19 protein-coding genes are annotated in these 21,839 nt (G+C 41.0%); 10 read left to right on the top strand and 9 right to left on the bottom strand.

What is annotated here, in order from left to right:
• Positions 1–2 precede the first annotated feature (2 nt).
• The 4 genes from N4627_RS07895 (at position 3) to N4627_RS07880 (ending at position 3,461) form a co-directional block, all read left to right on the top strand.
• Positions 3–644 carry a hypothetical protein gene (locus N4627_RS07895; protein WP_003716575.1) on the top strand — a complete coding sequence of 214 codons (642 nt, stop codon included), beginning with the start codon at positions 3–5 and terminating at the stop codon, positions 642–644.
• 200 nt (positions 645–844) lie between these two features.
• Entirely contained in the window at positions 845–2,188 is a 1,344-nt protein-coding gene (locus N4627_RS07890; RefSeq protein WP_003716576.1) for a TrkH family potassium uptake protein, read from the top strand.
• A complete protein-coding gene (locus N4627_RS07885) occupies positions 2,181–2,849 on the top strand; it encodes a potassium channel family protein (protein ID WP_098045237.1) in 669 nt (222 codons plus the stop codon). Before N4627_RS07890 ends, N4627_RS07885 begins: the two co-directional genes overlap by 8 nt.
• Positions 2,850–2,867: 18 nt before the next feature.
• Complete coding sequence (locus N4627_RS07880; RefSeq protein WP_260964572.1) at positions 2,868–3,461, top strand: class I SAM-dependent methyltransferase; 594 nt, start codon at positions 2,868–2,870, stop codon at positions 3,459–3,461.
• A 71-nt stretch (positions 3,462–3,532) separates the two neighbouring features.
• On the opposite strand, the gene N4627_RS07875 is transcribed toward N4627_RS07880, so the two are convergent.
• Positions 3,533–4,561 (bottom strand): YeiH family protein, encoded by a 1,029-nt coding sequence (locus N4627_RS07875; RefSeq protein WP_260964571.1) that lies wholly within the window; start codon positions 4,559–4,561, stop codon positions 3,533–3,535.
• A gap of 169 nt (positions 4,562–4,730) precedes the next feature.
• Between N4627_RS07875 and N4627_RS07870 the strand changes: the two genes are divergently transcribed.
• On the top strand, positions 4,731–5,441 hold the full coding sequence (locus tag N4627_RS07870; protein ID WP_098045234.1) for an alpha/beta hydrolase: 711 nt from the start codon (positions 4,731–4,733) through the stop codon (positions 5,439–5,441).
• Positions 5,442–5,447: 6 nt separating this feature from the next.
• Here N4627_RS07870 and abc-f read toward each other — a convergent pair whose 3' ends face one another.
• Positions 5,448–6,935, bottom strand: coding sequence for a ribosomal protection-like ABC-F family protein (gene abc-f, locus N4627_RS07865; RefSeq protein ID WP_260964570.1), 1,488 nt, complete (start codon positions 6,933–6,935; stop codon positions 5,448–5,450).
• Positions 6,936–7,371: 436 nt separating this feature from the next.
• Positions 7,372–8,316, bottom strand: a complete 945-nt coding sequence (locus N4627_RS07860; RefSeq protein ID WP_003716582.1) for a Dyp-type peroxidase — start codon at positions 8,314–8,316, stop codon at positions 7,372–7,374.
• A gap of 802 nt (positions 8,317–9,118) precedes the next feature.
• Here N4627_RS07860 and N4627_RS07855 point away from each other — a divergent pair.
• On the top strand, positions 9,119–9,637 hold the full coding sequence (locus tag N4627_RS07855; RefSeq protein WP_260964568.1) for a hypothetical protein: 519 nt from the start codon (positions 9,119–9,121) through the stop codon (positions 9,635–9,637).
• Between the two features lie 59 nt (positions 9,638–9,696).
• Positions 9,697–10,809 (top strand): hypothetical protein, encoded by a 1,113-nt coding sequence (locus N4627_RS07850; protein ID WP_260964566.1) that lies wholly within the window; start codon positions 9,697–9,699, stop codon positions 10,807–10,809.
• Between the two features lie 234 nt (positions 10,810–11,043).
• Here N4627_RS07850 and N4627_RS07845 read toward each other — a convergent pair whose 3' ends face one another.
• The 4 genes from N4627_RS07845 to N4627_RS07830 all read right to left on the bottom strand — a co-directional run bounded on the left by N4627_RS07845 (position 11,044) and on the right by N4627_RS07830 (position 15,760).
• Positions 11,044–11,934, bottom strand: coding sequence for a 3-hydroxyacyl-CoA dehydrogenase (locus N4627_RS07845; RefSeq protein WP_260964565.1), 891 nt, complete (start codon positions 11,932–11,934; stop codon positions 11,044–11,046).
• 16 nt (positions 11,935–11,950) lie between these two features.
• The gene (locus N4627_RS07840; RefSeq protein WP_260964564.1) at positions 11,951–12,838 is read right to left on the bottom strand and encodes a 3-hydroxyacyl-CoA dehydrogenase; all 888 of its coding nucleotides are present in this window, start codon (positions 12,836–12,838) and stop codon (positions 11,951–11,953) included.
• Positions 12,839–13,057: 219 nt separating this feature from the next.
• The gene (gene gtfA / locus N4627_RS07835) at positions 13,058–14,515 is read right to left on the bottom strand and encodes a sucrose phosphorylase (RefSeq protein ID WP_003716587.1); all 1,458 of its coding nucleotides are present in this window, start codon (positions 14,513–14,515) and stop codon (positions 13,058–13,060) included.
• Positions 14,516–14,542: 27 nt separating this feature from the next.
• Positions 14,543–15,760: an MFS transporter gene (locus N4627_RS07830; RefSeq protein WP_260964561.1), complete on the bottom strand. Its 1,218-nt coding sequence runs from the start codon at positions 15,758–15,760 to the stop codon at positions 14,543–14,545.
• A 280-nt stretch (positions 15,761–16,040) separates the two neighbouring features.
• On the opposite strand from N4627_RS07830, the gene N4627_RS07825 reads away from it, so the two are divergent.
• Positions 16,041–17,366 (top strand): dihydrolipoyl dehydrogenase family protein, encoded by a 1,326-nt coding sequence (locus N4627_RS07825; protein WP_260964558.1) that lies wholly within the window; start codon positions 16,041–16,043, stop codon positions 17,364–17,366.
• 206 nt (positions 17,367–17,572) lie between these two features.
• Here the strand turns inward: N4627_RS07825 and N4627_RS07820 are convergent, their stop codons facing one another.
• The gene (locus N4627_RS07820) at positions 17,573–18,415 is read right to left on the bottom strand and encodes an aldo/keto reductase (protein WP_260964557.1); all 843 of its coding nucleotides are present in this window, start codon (positions 18,413–18,415) and stop codon (positions 17,573–17,575) included.
• Between the two features lie 196 nt (positions 18,416–18,611).
• Here N4627_RS07820 and N4627_RS07815 point away from each other — a divergent pair, with 196 nt between their 5' ends.
• Positions 18,612–19,502, top strand: coding sequence for an aldo/keto reductase (locus N4627_RS07815; protein WP_260964555.1), 891 nt, complete (start codon positions 18,612–18,614; stop codon positions 19,500–19,502).
• 67 nt (positions 19,503–19,569) lie between these two features.
• Here N4627_RS07815 and N4627_RS07810 read toward each other — a convergent pair whose 3' ends face one another.
• Complete coding sequence (locus tag N4627_RS07810) at positions 19,570–20,361, bottom strand: serine hydrolase (RefSeq protein ID WP_056974601.1); 792 nt, start codon at positions 20,359–20,361, stop codon at positions 19,570–19,572.
• A gap of 203 nt (positions 20,362–20,564) precedes the next feature.
• On the opposite strand from N4627_RS07810, the gene N4627_RS07805 reads away from it, so the two are divergent.
• Positions 20,565–21,812 (top strand): D-alanyl-D-alanine carboxypeptidase family protein, encoded by a 1,248-nt coding sequence (locus N4627_RS07805; protein ID WP_098045227.1) that lies wholly within the window; start codon positions 20,565–20,567, stop codon positions 21,810–21,812.
• Positions 21,813–21,839 lie beyond the last annotated feature (27 nt).

Raw genomic sequence — 21,839 nt, 5'->3', positions numbered from 1 at the left:
ATATGATTGAGAATGGTACGGGTGGAGCAAATACTAATTTAAATGGGCTTGCTTTTGAACGACAGACAGATTTGGCTCATCATTTAGCAAACGATTTTAACGGTAGATATGAGTTAGCAGAATACCCAATCAAAAGAGAAAATTTAGTAAAAAAGGGAGCAAAGGATAGTCATTTTCTTGTCCATGATCGGATTAATAATGAAGATATTGGGGTCGTGACCAAGCAGTTTCAGTTTTATAATGTCTTGAAACAAGTCTATGGAATAAAAAATATACATCATAAATTTTGGAAACCTGATGAAGCCTTTTTTAACTTTAAGCGACGAACAGTTTTTATTGTTGAAAAAAAGTATCAAAATGGTTCAGGCTCTGTTGATGAGAAACTATTTGGCCTTAATGCTAAACGAGTCCTTTATCAGGAATTATTTAATCGCCAAATGAAAGAACCAGTTATTCCAGTAGAATTTATAGCCATGTTTAATAAATCATGGTGGTTAGATGGCCAGACATTGGATAAAGTTACGGGTGAAATAAAGAAAACACAATCGGTTGATTACCATGATTATTTTGATAGTCTTCGTAATAATGGAGTACGAATTATGTTTGATCACTATGAAGACTGGTATTTTGGACTGGAGAGCTAGAACACTTACTATACGATTGAAAAGATTACGGGACAAAATTTTCTTTTTATGGTATAACTAATTATGGATTATTTTTATCCAATTAATTACTTTGAATCACAAAAAGGGCGACGGCATTATACCGTTGCCTTTTTTGTCTGAAATCATTAGTTAATGATAAGATAGAAAGCAGATTGAATTGGAATGGAGGGTGAGAGTTAATGATCGAGATCTTTAATCATAAATATTCTTTTCCCAAGCTATTGACCTGGGGCTTTTTAGCGATCATTTTGCTTGGCACGATTTTGCTATCATTGCCGATTGCAACGCGGTCCGGTCGCAGTGATGATATCATGACCGCCTTTTTCACATCCACTAGTGCAACGTGTGTAACTGGCTTAACTCTGGTGCCGACCGCGACTTACTGGTCTTTCTTCGGTCAAGTGGTGATTGCGATCCTAATGGAAGTTGGTGGACTCGGTTTCATGACGTTTGCGGTTATGATGTCGTTGCTGATTCACCAGCGAATGAGGATGTCTACGCGATTGTTAACCCAAGAGGCGCTTAACCTTGATCACCTTTCACAACTAAACGTGGTTAATTTAATCATCCGCTTATCAATTATTATTCAGGTGGCGGGGATGGGATTACTCTTTATTGATTTTTATCCCCGTTATGGCCTAAAAAAGGGACTATGGTTTAGCGTTTTTCATTCTATTTCAGCTTTTTGCAATGCTGGCTTTGATTTAACCGGCAATAGTCTTGAGAACTATGCCAAGGATCCTTACATGTTAACGGTAATGGCCGTATTAATCATTACCGGTTCCTTTGGCTTCTTGGTTTGGCAGGATTTGCTTCAATTCCCTAAACGCCACCATTTATCACTTCATACCCACCTTGTCCTTTGTACTGGGGCGGTAATCTTTGTGATTTCAGTTTTAGTTTATTTTCTGACTGAACATAACTTAGGCCAGTTTAGTAGGGAATTATCCTATCCCCAACGGATATTTAATACGATCTTCATGGCAATAACTCCCCGGACGGCAGGACTCGTTACCATCCCGTATACGAAACTAAGTGCGGCCGGAATTAGTACGACAATTATTTTGATGTTCATCGGTGGTGCTCCCGGTTCGACTGCTGGGGGGATCAAAACCACCACGATTGGTTTGCTGACTCTTCAGAGTATCGCTACTCTGCGTGGTCGTCGGGACACGGTCTTTGCTCACCGGCGATTTACGGACGAAAATGTCTTTCGGGCATTGACGCTGCTTTTTGTTGCCTTTGCAATTTTGATGATTTCGATTCTGTTATTAGTTGAAACACAAGCACTTCCCCGGCACGATTCCTTGACTTACGTTACCTTTGAAGCAACCGCAGCCTTTGGGACAACGGGAATTTCTCTTGGGATCACGCCTAGTCTAAATTTTGTCGGCAAATTAATTATTATGTTTTTAATGTTTATTGGACGGGTCGGGATCTATACGGTGATGTATTCAATCCTCAATGCTCAGCCAAAGCAACGGGAATACCGTTATCCAAAGGAAGGTGTCTTAATTGGTTAAACGAGAAAGTTATGCTGTCATTGGTTTAGGACAATTTGGTTCGTCTATTTGTGATGCGTTAGTTCAGGCGGGACAAGAAGTTCTTGCAATTGACAGTAATGAAGAGGTAATTAATGAATACGCCGACTCTGTTATGCGAGCGGTAATTGCCGATGCTCAGGATGAGGATGCACTTCGCGATCTTGATATTGGAAGCTTCGATCATGTTTATGTTTCTATCGGAAAAAATGTTGAGGCTAGCATTATGGTGACGTTAATTGCTAAAGAGTTAGGGGCAAAAGATGTCATCTGTCGAGCGGAGAACGCTAACCATGCTCGAGTTCTTGAGAAAATCGGGGCCGATCAGGTTGTGCGGCCAGAACATGATTTAGCAAAGCGACTTGTCTTTCAACAGTTAAATCCAGGGGTAATTGATTACGTCCAACTCAGTAAGAAAGTCACGTTAGCTGAGGTTAATATTAATAACCCAAAGTTCTTTGGCAAGACTTTAGACGAGCTTGATTTTCGGAATCGGTTTAACGTTAACGTCATTATTATCGTAAATGCTGATGATGAGGTTAATCAGATGCCTCAAGCTAATGACGTGATCAAGCCACATGATAAAATTACAGTAGTGGGCGACTTAAAAGACATTAAGAAGCTTAATAGCATTGTTGCTTGACCGAAAAGAGGGTAAATCATGAAGGTATTATTAGCGATTATCATTATCTTAATCCTGTTAGTGATTGGAATTTATTGCAATACGCTATTTCGGGGGCGTAGTTTAATTTGGAACCAAATTCTTCGGGAATTAAAAATATCAGGGAATGCGCAGGTCGCAATCTTAGGATTAAACTATGCTGGTCTGTTTATCGACGTGGCAAAGCGGTTAAAAGCTCCCGGAAAGGTAACGGGAGTCAACACCGGTAATGAAAATGTGACCAAGCAGGAAAACGAACGGATTAAGGAAAATCGGGTTGCTGATCGGGCAAAACTGGTTGATGGTAGCTTACTGAACCTTTCGTTAGAGAGTCGGCACTATGACTATGTCCTTTCAACATTTACTTTCCATAGTGTTTCTCCCGCGATTAATCGGGGACGGGCAATTCAGGAAGCTGTTCGGGTAATGAAGCCTAATGGCACCCTAATCATTGTTGATTTTGGTAACCTTCAGCAGTATCGACCGCTTCTGAACAATCTAGGATTTCAAGATGTTAGGATAGTCCCTACCGGCATCAATGGCTGGTGGGGTGGCCCATGGTTAAAAACCAGTGTTTTGATGGCGAGAAGATAGGAATAACAGAAAAGCCTTTAGCATTCGGTATTAGCCGAATGCTAAGGGCTTTATCAGTTTAAAGTAGTCTTTTAGAAGAAGAGCCGACTCATAACAATCATAAAGATCAGTAAACAGGTTGAACTGATTGCGGCAGCACCAAAGACAGCACCGCCACGTTTGAAAATGACCCGGAAATTAACCGAAATTCCAAGGGCCGCCATTGCCATTCCTAAAAAGATGTAGGCTGCTTGAACAAGGCCATCCAGTAATCCTGCAGAAAGCGGCAGGAATGTTCCCAGAATACTGGTTAGAATGAACCCGCCAAGGAACCACGGAATTGGTAATTTCTTTGGTGCCTGTTCGTGTTCTTCAATACTTTCGCGGATGAGCCGTCGTTGGTACCAGTAACCGACAATTAATGCTACCGGAGCAAGAAGAAGGACCCGGGAAAGCTTCATGATTAATGCATTATCTAGGCTGGCTTCACCAAAGGCGCCTCCAGCAGCGACTGCGTGGGCAATTTCGTGGAGTGATCCACCGGCAACAATTCCAAATTGGGGATCGGTTAAGCCCAGAATTGGTTTAAGACCAATTTCAACCAAGGTGAAAACAGTTCCCATAACACAAACAACTGCTACCGCGAGAACCTCATTTTCCCGTTTCCGTTCTTCATCGGTAGTTTCAATCTGTGGTGAAACCCCCATAACGGCAGCAGCACCACAAATTCCGCAACCACAAGCAGAGAGAATTGCTAACTCATCTTCAGCACCAAATTTGCGGCTGAGCCAGTAAGTTAAGCAAATGGTTCCGGTAACCCCAACCATCGCAACAAGAATCGTCTTTACCCCAGCTTGGGCGAGTGACTCAAGATTTAGCCGGAAACCAAGAAGGATGATCCCGAGACGTAAAAACTTGTTTGAGATAAAGCCCATTCCTGATTTGGCATCAGCTTGTAGTTTACTTGGTGTCAGCTGCATTGCGATCCCAAGAAGCAACGCAATGACTAGTGCCCCAATCAGGTTGACATACGGTAGCTTTGCTAGAAGAACCCCAGCAACCGCACAGATGAGAGTCATCACGGCAGCCAGCCAAAAGCTCTTCGTTTTAATAATTGACATTATTTAATAATACCCCTCTCTTTAATCCTGTATAACTTTAGCAGATCCATGAACATAAAGAAGGGGATTTCTTAAGAAAGTCAAATGTAAACGGTTGCCTTAATCATTCTGCTTGAAGTCGTTCAAAAAAAGCATGAAAATAAAGGTGTTAAAAAATGGAGGGATATTAATGGATATTCAAAACGTTTCACTATTTCAATCTTTTTCTTCACTGGATGTTTACCACAGCAATAGTGACAAACCGTTGCCAGGAATCGTAATTATCCCTGGTGGAAGTTACAACAAGATTATGGAACGAGATTCTGAACGAGTCGCAATTACCTTTGCTAGTCACGCTTTCCAAGCATTTGTGGTCCGTTATCCGGTAGTTGAACACAAGGACTATCAGGCAGCTAAGTCAGCAGTTGCGCAGGCATTTGATCATATCGTTGCTCATGCTGACGAACTAAATGTGGATCTCAACAGGTTAGGAATTATCGGCTTTTCAGCTGGCGGACAGTTAGCAGCTGCATACAGTAACATTGCGCACACGAAGGCTAAGTTTGTTGGCCTTGGCTATCCGGTAATTAAACCGACAATTGATGATCGAATGGGCGTGTCAACTGAGGATGTTACTCAACTTGTTAACGACAATACTCCGGCAACCTTTATTTGGGGCTCGTTTAATGACCAAGTAACACCATTCAATGACCATATTTTGCCATATGTTCAAGCGTTGAGATCACATGACGTTCCTGTCGAACTTCACGAATTTAGCACTGGTAACCACGGGCTGGCACTTGCTAATAAGTATACGGGAATCGTCAATAATGACCGGACAGATGAACACATGAGCGAATGGTTTAAACTCTTTCTTAATTGGCTAAAAACATTGGATTAGGGTAGGTTACTCATCTTTGTTCAAGCAAATAACCTTCGAACTTACCTGCTCAATGAAGTGGTGATCGTGCTCGACAAAGAGGAGTGGTGGTTGATATGTTTGAATTAAGTCAATTAGCTGCTCCTGGTTATATGTGTCAAGATAATTTAACGGCTCATCCCAGATATAAAGATGGGCGGGAGTAGCTAGTGATCGTGCCAATTCAACTTTCTTTTGCTGTCCCATGCTCATCGTCTCAATTCGGTTATGAAGGATCGAGCGCGGGACGCCTAACTTACGAAGAATATTGAGGAATGTTTCCAATTCTAGGTGGTTTGCTTTGGCAAATTCAGTTAGGCTTCCTGAATTATCTGAATAGTCTTGGCGAACCGTACTAACTGTAATATTGTTGGCAAGATCAATTGTTCCGTTAATATTCCCGGAAAATTGGTGACAGATTGCCTGAATTAAACTGGATTTTCCAGTGCCGTTCCTGCCGCTGAGAGCAACCTGTTCATTTTGCTTAACGGTAAAATTCAGTGGATCAAAGAGCTGATGGTCAGAGAATGAGAGGGTCACGTCCTTAACCGCTAGCAAAGTCTGGTGATGATCTCGCTGAAGATTAAGCGAGAGCGGTGTGGTGGAATCAATGTTGTTAAGTAATCCCTGCTTATCATTGATTGCTTGCTCTATTCGGTTATTAATGGTTACTGACTTTTTCATCATTTTTGCGGCCTTAGCGCCAAGGAATCCCTTATCAGCGTGGGAATTATTCTTTTTCTCACTTTCAGCTCGATTGGCCCATTGCTGGCGTTGCTGTTGACTTTGTTTCAGTTTCTTAATATCAGCTCTTAACTGTTGATTAGTCGTGATTGCTTCTTGGTCACGACGCTTTTTTTGTTTAAAGTAGGTTGAATAATTTCCTCGTTCTAAGACTAGCTGAGATCTTTCGATTACTAAGGTATGGTCAATAATTTGATCAAGAAATTCCCGATCATGGCTGGTAATGATGAAGCCAGTAGTTTTTTGACGGAGATAGTTAGTAACCTGTTTACGACCAACCTGATCAAGGTGATTTGTTGGTTCATCAAGAAGAAGATAATCGTAATCGCTGGCAAAGAGGGCAGCTAATTGGAGCTTTGTCCGTTCGCCGCCGCTTAACGTTGAGTAAGGCTGCCACAAGATTTCAGGATTGGTTGCCATTAAATTTAGTTCTCGTTCTAATTGCCAAGGCTCAAGAAACGAGTTTGGCACTGCCTCAATCACCGCGTCTCCAGCAAGGAAAGTCGGCTTTTTAATGGTTAACGGGAAATATTGCGGCTTTAGGTTAGTAATGATCGAACCTTGGTAGTTGACGAGATTACGAAGGATCTTCATCAAGGTAGTTTTCCCACGGCCGTTTCTACCAAGCAAACCCAACTTCCAGTCACCATCAAGGTCTAAATTACAGTGATCGAAAAGGGGAGCCTGTCCTGGATACGCAAACGAGAGGTTTCTGATTGTTAAGTTTTCCATTAAACGCATCACGTCCTTTCTTATGGACGCAAAAAAGGCCTACCACACGGGCAGACCTTTAAAATGGTATTCTCCTACCATTAAATTTATGATCTTCACATTGAAATAATAATTCTACCCGTGAGCAACCTTTCTGCGTCGTTGGTACAGATTAGTTGCAGTAAATTGTGTAGAATTAAAACTTCAATGGATGATCCCTCCTCAAATTTTGCTAATCAAAGCGTATCAATTTTAGGAAAGGTTGTCAAATGATGCTTTTGCTGCGATAGAGTGGAAACGTGTTTGTCGTGACCTTCCTCGAGCTAACGTTCTAGGCAACTAAGTCAAAATGTGTTCGCCAGGGACTTGCTAGAGCTAGCAACCTCCTTCCTAGGCGCGAGTCGCCTTCGTCAGGAGAAATTGCTAGCTTTCCGCAAATCCTTTGCTGGCTCACACTCTAATTTAGTTCCCCATCCGCGATTTTGTCTAATAGGGGACGAGAAGGGATGAAGAAGAGTTGGCCGGAAAGAATGTCGGAGAATGATAACAGGTAATCATTCTTCTTGAGCATGTTTTCAAGCATTGTCTTAGTGACTTTCCAATAACGGGAATAGCCGATGAAGTAGGTTCCGGTATTTCCGGCAACGGGATCGGAGTATGGAACGTTCATCCGGACGATTTTTTGTTCTACACCGTTAATTGTTGCTTGCGAGGCAACGTTGTGGGCATTAGCAAACTTTTCGTGATCTTCAAGCTCAAGGTCGCTAAACTTCTTTCGCCCAACAGCCTTTTCTTGATCTTCAGTAGTTAATTGATTCCAGATGTCCATATGGTGACGCCATTTTTGAGCAAAAGCATATGAGCCGTTTTCAAAGAATGGATCTTCATCGCCAATGATTGCGTAGTGGGCGGCATCTTCAACCTGCGGGGCTTCAGTGCCATCAATGAAACCGATAATTGCCCGTCCTTCAAAGTAACGGAAGCCCTTTGTTTCATCAATAACGGTAGTAAAGTCCTTCAGGAAGAGCCGACACTGACGGAGAAGTTCATATACAACAGCCTCGTCATTTGCTCGAATATGAAGAAAGAGATCACCCTTAGTGGCTGGCATTGTGTATTTCTCACCGGAAAGGGTTTGATATGGTTCAAGTTCCTTTGGCTTAGGAGCGTTTGGAAATAGGTAGTCCCAAGCATCGCTGCTAAAGCCTAACGAAGTTTTTAAGTTACCATTATTATCACGAATTCGTAATGATCTGATAATTGCCTGATAACGATCTACAAATTCTTGAATTGCCTCTTGTTCCTTTGCTTGATCCTTGCGATTTAGTTCAAGAACCGTAAATTGAACGTGCTCTCCTGCGTCTTTCCAGACATCCTGAGCTTTACTTGGATTCATTACCATTTAAATTACTCCCTTCACAAAAGACCGATTAAATACTATGAATTTCACTTTTATTATATCATTTAATCTTCGCTGGAGCCTGGTAGAGGTATAATAAAGTTAACTAATAATAAATTTATTATATAGAGATAAGTGTATGATAATAATTGCATTTAAGTTAAAATAGATATACGATTTATTTTGAGAGTTTAAATTAAGAAATTTGAAAACTTGTTTATCAAGCGAATGTTATTTTAACCTCACTAGCATAATTCTTCACAAAATCAGTTTGCTAGTGGGGGAGAGTAATAATTAAGAATGGAAGCTGAATTATACTGTTACGATCAATAATCGGGGAATAATTTTTATAATTAATGGTTGTAACGGGCTGGTCAATAAGGCAAAGTGACGGTGAGATAATGAATATTAATGAGCAAAATCAATCAATAGATCCAAGTCAACTGACTGCTGCTAATGAGTACTTTGACGAAGGCAGCAGGGACACTATGGATCCGTTGTTTTACATAGTTTAGATCGAGCATTAAAGCAAGAAAAATTACGGTCAATTCCGTACACCCAGAACGAGGATGGCTCATTTAAGAAGATTCATATCCCCGTCGAAGGTGGTTACGGTTCAGTATTAAGCGATGGTAACGTTGTCAATACGTTTGACCCGGCAACCTTAAAGGATCCTACTAAGGATACTGATGTCTACTACATTGTTTACTACAGTTTAGTTGGGCAAAAGACGGCTAACCTTTCTAACCAGCCACAAAGTATTGAACTGGATAACTTCTACAGTGTTAGTACGTCAGGGGACGAAATGTGGCCCGCTACATTTGGTCCCATTACGTTGACTAATAACCTGAACCAGATTTTTGATAGGAATACTTCTATTTGGGTTGAAGGAAACTATATTGATACCGGGCGGAATTCTATTAAGATGGCTGCTCAAAAGATGGACGAAAATGGCGAGCCGGTTCCAGATACCAATGTTGGAACGTACACGTTAACCTCTAAGGGTGCTCACCGTGGTGCTGAAGTTAGTTTTGAATTAACCGACAGTACTTATAATGGGCCGATTGCTCCAGCTTACGTAATCTTGTCAGATAGTAACTTTGAATATATTGGTTTTGTCCGTTTCCAACCACAAATCATTCGTGGTGAAGTTTCTAACCCGTCAACTGTTGGCTGGCAAGGTAAGGAACAACATGCCAAGATTTCAATTAAAAATAACCTACCTGTAATTACCCAAAACGATAATCCATCAACTGATCTGTTTTACCAACGGACTAATCCTGAAAAGAAGATTGAACAGAAAAGCCATCAAATATTGATGTAAGGGACATCAAGTTCTGGGTCAACGGAAGCGCAACTGGTGCACAATCACTTGATGCAATCTTGAACGACGAAAAGATTGGTGTTTACCGGATTAACCGGGGAAAGAATGAAATTATTTACCAGCCAAGCGGGACATTTGTTGGTCGTCCGCAACCAATAGAGTTTATTGCTTATGGTTCAGATGGTCATAGTTACCTTGGCAATTTCAGTCAGACTGTTTTAGGAATCCAGCTGCAAAACACTCATGATATTCAAGGGGTTACTCAGACTTCACAAATTACAATTATTTCTAGTCCTAATGAACCCGGGAGACCGCTTGATAGTAATTGGCCAATTGACTTTATCAGCAATAGTCAGGCAAGCAAGCAGCTTAGTGCGACTAAGAATGGTCAGACTGTTGGTCTATATCAAATTGATCCTAATACAGGAACAGTATCATTTGCACCAGATAAAAACTTTATTGGTCAACCAGATAAAGTAACTATTCGGGTAACATCTGCTAGTGGTGAGCAGACCAACCTTCAGTACCAGCCAACAGTTGACGCTGTTCGGCCGAGTGCGCGGATTGCGCCAACAATTGGTGAACAAGGTCAAAGTCAAACTTCTAAGGTTCGGATCACTAGTGGTAGTGATCAAGTAATGGCTCGGATTGATGCTAACCACCCGGCCCGCTTTATCATTAATGGTCAGGTAAGTAATGCTGAAAAGATTTCTATCTCAGGAATTGGTAGTTATATTTTGGAACCAAGCACCGGATTAGTGACCTTCTCACCTGACTTTGAATACTTTGGTAAGCCAAAGGGCATTAATATTCAAGTAACCGATGATAACAACACACCGGCAATCGCCACTTATAACGTTACTGTGTTACGTCATCAGGTTGCACAACAACCTTCACCAGCAGCTAATAGTGGTGACCAAGGGGTAATTGAAGAATCACCTGCTGGGGAAACAGTTATTCAACAGCCGGTTAGTCAACAACAATCACAACCGGTTCAACAACCACAGACTCAGCAGCAACCAACTCCACAGCCGACACCGCAACAACCAGTTCAGAATGTTGCCGAGCAGGTTCCTGGTGCTGATAATACCGAGTTGCCAATGCTAGATGACACCAACGCTTGGTACATGATAGCAATTGCTCTTCTTGGCGCATTGTCTGGGGAAGAGTAAATTAAACTTAAACTAAAAGAGGCTGAGAAAAAACAAAACGTTTTTTCTCAGCCTCTAACTATTACCGATAATTTTTAAATTTACCGAGTCTAATCGCGCGAATCAAGCAGAGCCCTAATGTCTAGTTACGAACGGAGAACGTTTCTAACCGAACCAACCTCCGTTCTCGACTAGCCATACGGACTCTCAAGAAGCTTGATTCCCAGCTTTTTTTGCTATTTCATAGCTATTAATTTATTTCTTTAGAAAATCTGGGTCTTCAAATTCAGGGTTAGGGTAGTGATAGAATCCTTGACCTGACTCTTGACCAACGTGTCCGGCATCAATCATTGCTTTTAACTTTTGAGCAATTGTTTGGTGAATCTCATCTTTGGTAGTTTGGTAAGCATTGAGCTCCATTTGGTAAGGAGTCCGTAAACCAACCATGTCCAAGATCATAAATGGACCCATTGGTGAATTAGTAGAAATCATCCAGTCCTTATCAATTGTTTGCGGATCAGAAACATTATTTGCCCATAATTGCATTGCAGAAGCAAGGAGAGGCATTAAGACGGCGTTAAGAACATAGCCATGTTGTTCCTTATGAACCTCAATTGGTACCATCTTAATTTCACGAGCGAAATCAACAACCTCTTGGTAAACCGCTGGATCAGTTTGTTCAGTTCCCATAATTTCAGCAACGTTAAACCGCCAAATCTTATTAGCGAAGTGCATGTGGAGGAACTTTGCCGGGCGATCAACAAACTTAACCAGTTGACTGGGGATAAATGATGAAGAATTACTTGCAAAGATCGTTTTAGCAGGAGCGGCCTGTGAAAGTTCAGCGTAAAACTTTTCCTTAAGTTCTAATGACTCTGGGAGAGCTTCGATGACGTAATCGGCGTCCTTAACGGCTTCTTTAAGATCAGTGGTAATTGTAGTAATGTTATCTAACCCAGCTTGAAATTCTTGATCGGTTAAGTTGAGATCACGTTGATAATCCGCTTTTAACGCATTAATTCGCTTTTCAGCAGTATCAATGTGGTGGTTATAAACGGTAACCTTAAACCCATTAAGCGCAATTTGGTAGGCAATCTGGCTTCCTAAAACACCAGCACCCGCAACGGTAATGTTTTTAAATGACATAATTACGTGCTCCCTTCTACTTCTTAAGAAAATCTGGGTCCGCAAATTCAGGGTTAGGGTAGTGATAGAATCCTTGGCCTAATTCAAGTCCTTCGTGACCAGCATCAATCATTTCCTTAAGCCGATCGGCAATCACCTTGAAGATTTCTTGATGGCGAGATTCGTAAAGGTTAGTGACAATGTTCCAAACTGTCCGTAAGCCAACGTCATCGAGCATCATAAATGGGCCAACAGGTGAACCGGTAGAGATCATCCAGTCCTTATCAACCGTCTGTGGATCGGCAACACCTTTTACCCAAAGAGCCATTGCGCTAATCACAAATGGAATCAGGAGTGAATTAAGGACGTATCCTGGTTGTTCTTTATGAAGCGGGATTGGAACCATCTTAATTGCATGGGCAAAGTCAACTACTTCTTGGAAAACAGCAGGGTCTGTCTCATTCGTCCCCATAATTTCGGCAACATTGCATTTCCAAATCTTATTGGCAAAGTGCATGTGGAGATATTTTGCTGGTCGATCGACAAACTTAACTAGCTGACTAGGAACCATGGTTGAGGAGTTACTTGCAAAAATAGTCTTTGCCGGGGCAAGTTTTGATAATTGCTTGTAGAACTCTTCCTTAATTTCCAGATTTTCTGGTAAGGCCTCAATTACATAATCAGCATCTTTAACTGCTTCGGCAAGGTCAGCGGTGAAGCTAAGCCGACTAAGACCAGCATTGAATTCATCATCACTTAGTCCTAAATCGTTTTGGTAACTTGCCTTTAGCGCACTAACCCGCTTCTTAGCAGTATCTGGATTACGATCGTATGCTGTAACGTTGAAACCATTTAATGCCGTTTGATAAGCAATCTGGCTTCCAAGCACACCCGTTCCAGCAATTGTTACATTTTGAAATGCCATTATAATCATCCTCCTGTAACAAACCTAGTTAACAATACAACTCTATGCTGATCGTAACATAAAATCGCTTACAATAAACAAAATTACAAAAAATAGGCTACTAATATCCAAAATCTTGGAATATTAGTGGCCTAATTAAGTTTAGGATGTTGGTAATTTTATTTAACCGTCCTTGTTAATTGGAAAGGGTTTATTATCAGTCCGGTTAACCTAATGAAATTACTTTTGTTCCATAACCTTTTCACCGTTAGCAGTGATTGTAAAGGTCTTGTTGGCAGCATCAGCATCGAGAACAGCAACGTTCTTGCCGTCTTTATCCTTCCGCGTAATCTTGATTGTGGTTTCGCTTGGCGTTTCAACTTCAATTGAACCATCAAGGTCGAAGGCAGCAAACTTGTTTCGCCATGAAAGCAAGTCTAAGAGGTTCTTAACTACTGGACGTTGAACTTCCTTAGCAACTTCATCCTTAGTGTAGTAATGACGGTTGATGTTTCGACCTTCCTTAGTCTTTTCGAGTAATTCAAGGTCGTTTGAGCCGGCAAGCAAACCAACGTAGTAAATCATTGGGATACCAGGAGCAAAGACTTGGATTGCCCGGGAAAGGAGGTAGGCGTCATCGTTGTCACCTAATGCTGAGTAGTAAGTGGAGTTGATTTGGTAAATATCAAGGTTGTGGTATTCAGCACTTGAGTACTTCCGCTTAACGTTAGCACCAACCTTGTATAATTCGTTTGATGCATATTCAATTTCATCATCAGTTAAGATGTCCTTAGCATCAACGACACCAATTCCGTCGTGAGTATCAAGAGTAGTGAATTGCTTCATTGGTGACATTTTCAGCCACTTAGCAAGGCGGTTAGTCTTACCAGAGTAGAGAGTGTAAAGAGTGGTCATTGGCAAAGCAAAGTCGTAAACGAAGTAACCATGGTCAGAAATCTTTTCTGGAATAGTGTAGTGTTCGTGGATTTCTGGCAAGATGTCAGCCTTGTAAGGGGCAAGAATATCACGGACTTCATTTAAGAGGTCCCAAATTTCTGGTTCAACAAAGAAGTCGTTAGTGTCAACCTTCTTTACAGCGTAAGCAAAGGCATCCAACCGGATTAAGTCAGCACCATGCTTAACCATATCAGTTAAGGTTTGCTTGAAGAATTCTTGGGCAACCTTGCTCTTAACGTTGATGTCAATTTGTTCTTCACCGAAAGTATTCCAAAGGTGTTCCTTAGAACCATCATCAAAGTCAATTTCTTGTTCAGGGGCCTTATCTTTCCGCTTGTAAATAAGGTCAATGTCTTCTTGAGTAGGACGACCCTTACCAGCAGCTTCCCAGAACTTTTCCCAACGAATAAAGAAGTCGTTGTACTTGGAATCATCATGGTTCTTCTTGAAGTCTTGGTACATTACTGACTTCTTGGAGATATGGTTAATCATGAAATCGAACATTAAGTAGTAATCTTCACCTAATGCTTCAACGTCATCCCAGTTACCGAATGCGGAGTCAACAACGTCATAACGGTATGGAGCGAAACCACGGTCACCAGTTGATGGGAAGAATGGTAGCAAGTGAACACCACCAATAGCATCGCCAATGTAGTTTTTTAATACTTCGTGAGTTTCCTTAATATTCTTAGCCATTGAGTCAGAATAAGTAATTAACATTGCTTTGTTTTGAATAGGCATAATTAAAATCCTCCTAAATAATTTTGATTAAGCTTTTTGTGCATGACAACTTGCAAAGAAGATGATGATTCCAATTAGAATCAGGACAACACCATAAACCGGGAATGGTGCTGCGAGGCCGAGACCGCTTAATGGTTGACCAAGCAAGTTGTTTGTCCATTGACCGATGGTTGGTGAGAAAAATGAACCAAAGTTAAATCCGATTAAGCAAAGGGATGTTACTAATGGTTGCCGCTTAGCAGGAGCCAAGTCTGGAAGCAGGTTGAAAATTAATGGTGAAACTAATTGAAGCGGGAAACCGATTAATAGTAAACCGATGACCATGACAACAAAGTTATGACCGGCAAAGCCAAACAGGAAGTTTGAAAGGGCCATTAAGCCGAGGCCAAGGTAGACAGTTCCAAAGCCAAGCCGTTTGTTAATTGGCCCATAGCAGATTCCACCAAGAGTTGCTCCAATCAGCATTAAAGAAAGGAACATTGATGAACCAGTGTATTGTTCACCATTGATGGCAACGGATAATCCAGGGAACCGGTTTTCCATCCCAACATAGTCAACAACCAGCAGAAATGCAAACAAGACAAGAAGGTAAACCACGGGACTAATCTTAGTGATTTCTTGTGGCTTTTCGTTAGTTAATTCCTCAGCGAGGTCGTCTTCAGCAACGCTATCATCCTGAGCCTTGCTGTCATCAGGAACCCGCATTGCGAAGAAGAAGAGAACAACGAATGCAAAGGCATAAACAAGGAATGAAGCATGCCAGCCAGCGTAATTAAGTAAGAGACCAGCAACTGCAAGGGTACATGCTTGACCAATCTGTTCGGCAGCCGCACGCCAACCAAGCATTTGAGCTCGGGTCTCGCCTTGGTACCAAACTGAAATCAAGGAAATCGCTTGGGAGTTGTATAACCCATAACCAGCACCCAGAATTAGTCGGGAAATCAAGATAACAGTGTAGTTACTAATAAACATTGGAACCAACCCGGCAAGACCAACGATGGTAACACCAGCCATAATAATCTTCTTGTCAGAAATATTGAACCATTCTTGAAGTAATGGTGAGAGGACAACGAAGATCATTACCGCAAATGAAGGAGTAGTAACCAGGTACTCCGATTGTGGTTGACTGATTCCTAATGCAGCCTTTAATTGTGGTAGTGAACCTTGAATGGCATACGCACTAGTAACCATGAAGGAAACAGATAAGAAAGCGAGTTTGGTAACCATTGAATTCTTGTTATTCATAGTTCAAATTACTCTCCAAATTATTAATTTGATAAACGCTTATCATTTAGCTTGTGTGAATAATATACAATGATCATTTTTAAATGTCAAACGTTTATCAAATAAACATGTAATCATTTTCATTGCTATTAAATTGGCATATTATGAAAATAAAAATGAAAGCTTGTAGGAATGCGAAAAGGAACGAATGAATAATGAAAGTGAAAAGGTGAATAAGCAGAAAAATATTTTTTAAGGCTGGCTTATGTTATCGTGAAACCAAGAGAATGGAGGGCAAAAAATGAAGAAGTATGATTATATTTTAATTGGCTCTGGCCCAGCGGCTTATAAACTATCTAACTTATTAGCCAAAACTTCCCGCAAGGTTTTGGTAGTTGATGGGGATGAGTTTGGTGGGACCTGTCCGAACTATGGCTGTGAACCGAAAATTTTTCTTGAAGGTGCAACCAGAGTAGTTCTGCAAAGTCAACAACTCCAAGGTCGAGGGATCAAACAAGCAGCATCAATTGATTGGCGAGAATTGATGGCTACTAAGCTAAATCATTTTAATTCATGGCCGGAAGAAACCAAAGCAATCATTGCAAAGAGTCATGACGTTGAATCAGGATATGCTCATTTTGTGGATGACAATACGATTGAAGTTAATGGTCATCAGTACCAAAGTAATCAGATTGTGATTGCTACGGGGCAGCGTTCTCATCGGTTAGCAATTCCTGGTGAACAGTTTACGCATACTAGCAGGGATGTGCTATCACTTCCTCACTTACCACAACACGTTACCTTTATTGGTGGCGGTTATGTAGCCATGGAATTAGCAACTGTACTGGGTGCTGCAGGGGCTTCAATTACGATCATTGATCATTCTGCCCGGCCGTTAAAAGCTTTTCCTGCATCAAAGGTTCAAGTGGTTACGGAAGCAATGGAAAAGCGGGGGATTGAATTCTTAATGAATACTAGTGTTCAGGGTGTTCGGCAGCAAGATGAAGGATTTATTGTACAGACCGATCAAGGAGAGATCCCAACTGATTATGTAGTCGATACAAGTGGTCGCCAACCTAACATTGATCGGCTAGCATTAGCAGTGGCTAACGTTAATAGTGCTCGGGGCGGAATCATTGTTAATGAACACCTACAGACAAGCAATCCAAACGTGTACGCAATTGGTGATGTTATCAGTCGACCGCAACCTAAGCTGACACCAGTTGCTGAATTTGAAGGAGAATATCTCTTTGACTACTTAGAAGGAAAGACAACGGCAGCAATTAAGTACCCAACGATTGGAACCGCTGCGTTTACATTCCCAGAGATTGCCGAAGCCGGTGTGAAGGAAGAAGTTGCAAGGGGGAATAGTCAATACCAGACAAAGACCCTTAACCTCAAGTATTCTAGTCTTGCAGCTGGCCAAAATGATCAAACCGGAAAGCTAACACTAATTTTTGAGGGAGACGCCTTGGTTGGTGTAAGTGCTGTTGGTGACAATGCGGCCGATGATGTTAATAACTTCTTACCAGTAATTGGATTAAGGATTACTGGCGAAGAATACCGACAAGCAATCATCGCAATTTATCCGGCATTAGCAGATAAGGTTGCTGGAGGGTTGATTTGATGATCAATAAAGGGGCTTGAGAAAAAACATTTTGTTTTTTCTCAAGCCCTTACTATTACCAGTAATTTCCGGAATTACCGAGTCTAATCGCGGGAATCAAGCAGAGCCCTAGTGTCTAGTTACGAACGGAGAACGGTTCTAATCAAACCAACCTCCGTTCTCGACTAGCCATACGGACTCTTAAAAAGCTTGATTCTCAGCTTCTGCTAATATTGATGATTATATTCGTAAGTCAATTCGGGTTCTCGGCCGGTTCGAGCGTATTGATTAAGGTCATCGATCTTCTTCATTTCCTCAGTTGATAGGCTAAAATCATAAATATCCGCATTTTGCTGAATCCGCTCGGAGTGAACGGACTTTGGAATAAATGAAACCCCGTTTTGCAAGTGCCAACGTAAAATAATCTGAGCAGTTGACTTACCGTGTTTTTCAGCAATTTCCTTTAATTCAGGAATATTGAGGACTGCTCCACGACCAAGCGGACTCCATGCCTGGGTAACAATTTGATGTTCTTCGTCATATTTAAACAGTGGCTTTTGGGTTAAGCGTGGATGAAGTTCAACTTGATTAACGACTGGCATTTCATTAGCCTTGGTTGCTAAATATTGAAGGTGAATAATTTGGAAGTTGCTAACACCAATTGATTTAGTAAGTCCTTCCTTTTTTAGTTCTTCAAACGCGCGCCAAGTATCAAAAAATGCTCGCTGGATAGGCCAGTGAACGAGTAATAGGTCAACATAGTCCATTTGAAGCTTCTTCAAGGATTCTTTTACAGAATCGATTGCACTTTGGTATCCTTGGTTAGCTTCAGAAACCTTGGTGGTGACAAAAATATTTTCCCGGGAAATATTTAAATCTTTAAATGCCTGACCAACTTCTGCCTCATTATCGTAGAGTTGAGCTGTATCAAAAAGACGGTAACCATCCTCATAGGCAGCCTTAATAGCGTGATTCATTGTTTCTTGGTCATCAACTTTATAAAGGCCAAATCCTTCTTGTGGCATTTGATTACCATCAGCAAGGGCTAACATGTTTGATTGAATTTCCATTTTGACACTTCCAATTAAGAAATCATAGAATACTGACTTAAATTTTCTGAGATTAGCTTGTTACTAAGCCAAAAATTTAACCTCATTATAGATCTGTCTTTACTGGTTATTCAATGTGGTGGCTATCTATTAGTAGTTAACTTTTTTGCATTCTAATAGTAAAAGGGTTAATACAGATTATGGAGGTGGGTAATATATGAACCAGAATATGCAACCACAAATCGAACTGAATAATGGAGTAAAGATTCCTCAATTAGGACTGGGAGTTTGGAAGTCCACAATTGAGGATGCGGCAAATGCTGTTCATGCTGCCTTACGGAACGGTTATGTTCTAATTGATACAGCTAAACAGTACGGAAATGAAGCAGGTGTTGGTAAAGGAATTCAAGCTGCCATTAAAGAGGATGGTATTAATCGTGATGATATTTTCCTAACTACTAAGATTTTTAACGGCGATCAGGGAGACTATGATCATGTTCGGCAAGCCTTTGAAGGGCAGTTAAAGGCTTTGCAAACTGATCACGTGGATCTTTTATTAGAGCACTGGCCAGTAGATGGAAAATATAACGAAACCTGGCGAGCAATGGAAGCAATTTTAAAAGATGGTCAAGCACGGGCAATTGGTGTTTCCAATTTTAATAACGAAAGGCTGACTGACTTAATGGATCATGGGACGATAATTCCGGCGGTAAACCAGATTGAGTTCAACCCACATATCCATCAACAGAAAATTGTAGATTTTGACCGTTCACATGGTATAAAACTTGAAGCTTGGTCACCACTAGGAAGCGGGACGTTATTAAAGGACCCAGTTGTTAACAAGATTGCTGAAGCACATAATAAGAGTGCAGCTCAAGTTGAACTTCGGTGGGGATTGCAGCATGGAATGATCGAGCTAGCAAAGACGATCCATGAACAACGGATGAAAGAGAATATGGAGATCTTTGATTTCGAGCTTTCTGCTGATGAGATGAAAGAAATTGATGAATTAGATCAAGAAAAGCATTCACTTTGGTATCATGATTTCCAGTGGAATGGTAATCATGATGGAATCGGTGATTATGTTGCAACGCCAGATAAGTGGTGAAATTTAATTGGAATAAAATAGCCTCTCACTTTCGGCATACCGAAAGTGGGAGGTTATTTTTCGTTATTTAGTTTAAAATTGGTTTCGTAACGCGGGCAAGCTGGTTGAGAACCTCCTCTCCGGTCTGCATTGACTGGTTTTTATCACTGTACATGGCGATGGTATAGGAGGTCCCGTTACTGTTTTTAACATAGCCGATACTGTTAATGATCCATTTTTCATTACCATTTTCGAGCCAACCGTTTTTTAAGGCGAAGTTATCGCTTGATGCTGAGACACCCCAGATTTGATCGCTTTCAACATTACTCATTAGACTGCTAATGTATTGTTGAGAATCTGCGGATAAAAGATTTGACTTGTAGAAAATATTATTCAGAAGCTTAATTTGATCCTTAGCCGTCGTGGTACTTAATCCCCAAGATGAATCCGCTGTTGAATCCTTCATCCCAAATTGATTAAACGTGGATTGAAGTCCTTGCTGTCCGCCAAGATCATCGAATAATTCACTGGTTGAGTTATTGTCACTTGCTTCAATCATTTGTTTAGCTAGTGAACGCTGGTGTGAGGATAAGACACCATCTTGCTTAACCAGGAGACCGGCAAGAACACTAACTTTGACCGTACTTGCCATATGAAATTTATGGTTTGGGACGTTGGATGAAGAGTATGTGCGGTGAGTTTTTGGTGAATAGACGGCAATGGCAACGTTATTGTTTGAGGTGAAAATGATCTTATTCCAAGCTGATTTTAAGCGGGGACTCGTTGCGGTAAAATGGTGAATTCCCCAGAACGCTGCAAGAATAATAAGAATAAACAAGACAACTTTACGACGGTTTAACCGACGACGAGATGCACCCATAGTGAAAACTCTCCTTTAATTTGATAACATTAGACAATCATACCAGTAATTGAGTGAAAAAGGAGGAAAATTCACCTAATTATTAGGAGAATTTTAATAACTCGGAAAATGTTTCATAAAAGTTATTAAAAAGTCATCCTCTTAACATCTGAATGCGATATTATTGAGTTTGATATTTTTGAGAGAGGGATAACAATAGTTTGATGAAAAAGTTAAAAAGGGCATTAATTGCTTTTTTAGTTACTATTTTAACGGTAAATGTAGTTAGTCTGGGGTTTGCTAATTCAGCCTCAGCGGATACAACAAAGTTAAATTTAAATGCGCGGGCTGCTTACGCAATTGATGCTGAAACAGGCCAAGTTTTATACCAGAAGAATGCTAATAAAACTTACCCAGTTGCATCCTTGACTAAGGTATTAACACTAGCTGTAATTGAACAAGATGTTAAAAACCATCATTTGAGTTGGAACCAAAAAGTTAAGATTACGCCAGCAGTTGCTAAGGTTGCGAATGATTGGCATTTTTCCAATGTCCCACTAAATGCGGGAGAGAGTTACACTATTCGTCAGCTTACAGAATCAATGATGATTGTATCAGCTGACGGTAGTGCAGAAGCCCTTGCCTTGGCAGATGCGGGGAGTACCGCAGCCTTTAACAAGAAAATGCAAGCAGTCGCGAAAAAAGCGGGCGTTACCGACGCTAAAATTTATAATATGATTGGCCTAGCAAACGGTGATTTAGGCAAAAATAGCCTTAAAGGGGTCAAAAAGACGGCCGAAAATCAGTTCTCGGCTAAAGACATGGCACTTATTTCAAAGTACTTAATTGAGACATATCCTGATTCACTCAAAATTACCAAGACCAAGATGGCTAATTTCCGGGTTAGTGCAAACCAGGAATACCAAATGATCAACATCAATTCGTTATTACCGGAAAATGGTTTTGCTCCCAAAAACGGTACGATTGATGGGTTAAAGACGGGAAATACTGATACGGCTGGTAAATGTATAATTTCAACAGGAACATTTGCTGGTCGGCGAGTAATCGTTGTGGCGCTTCATACCAAGGGCGACTGGAACGCTCAGTCAAAGGATGCTCAAAAATTCTATGAGAAATTAACTGAGATTTATCAGCCAGTTCAGCTAACTTCTTTGCGACAACTATCAAAGAACGTTCAGGATGCTCATGTGGTCCACGCCAAAGACAAACATAGTACTGGACTTGAACTAACCAAGGCAACTACGATCTGGCTTCCTAAAGGTACAGTGCTTAACCAGGTTGGGGCAAAATTGAAGATAGCACAGGCAGATCGCTCGATGACTCACCAGTTAAAGGCTCCGGTTAAAAAGGGACAGCATGTTGGCTATGTTACCCTTAAACCAACAGGGATGTCTTCAATTCAACTTCCTTTTAAGGCTACTGATAATATTAAGAAGAACGGCTGGTTTTAATGGAGAAAGATTGATTTTCACAATTAG

The organism is Limosilactobacillus vaginalis (assembly GCF_025311515.1).
GTDB classification, from domain to species: domain Bacteria; phylum Bacillota; class Bacilli; order Lactobacillales; family Lactobacillaceae; genus Limosilactobacillus; species Limosilactobacillus vaginalis.
Note: the sequence above shows the minus strand (reverse complement) of the source record. Positions and strands in the feature narration are given on the sequence as shown.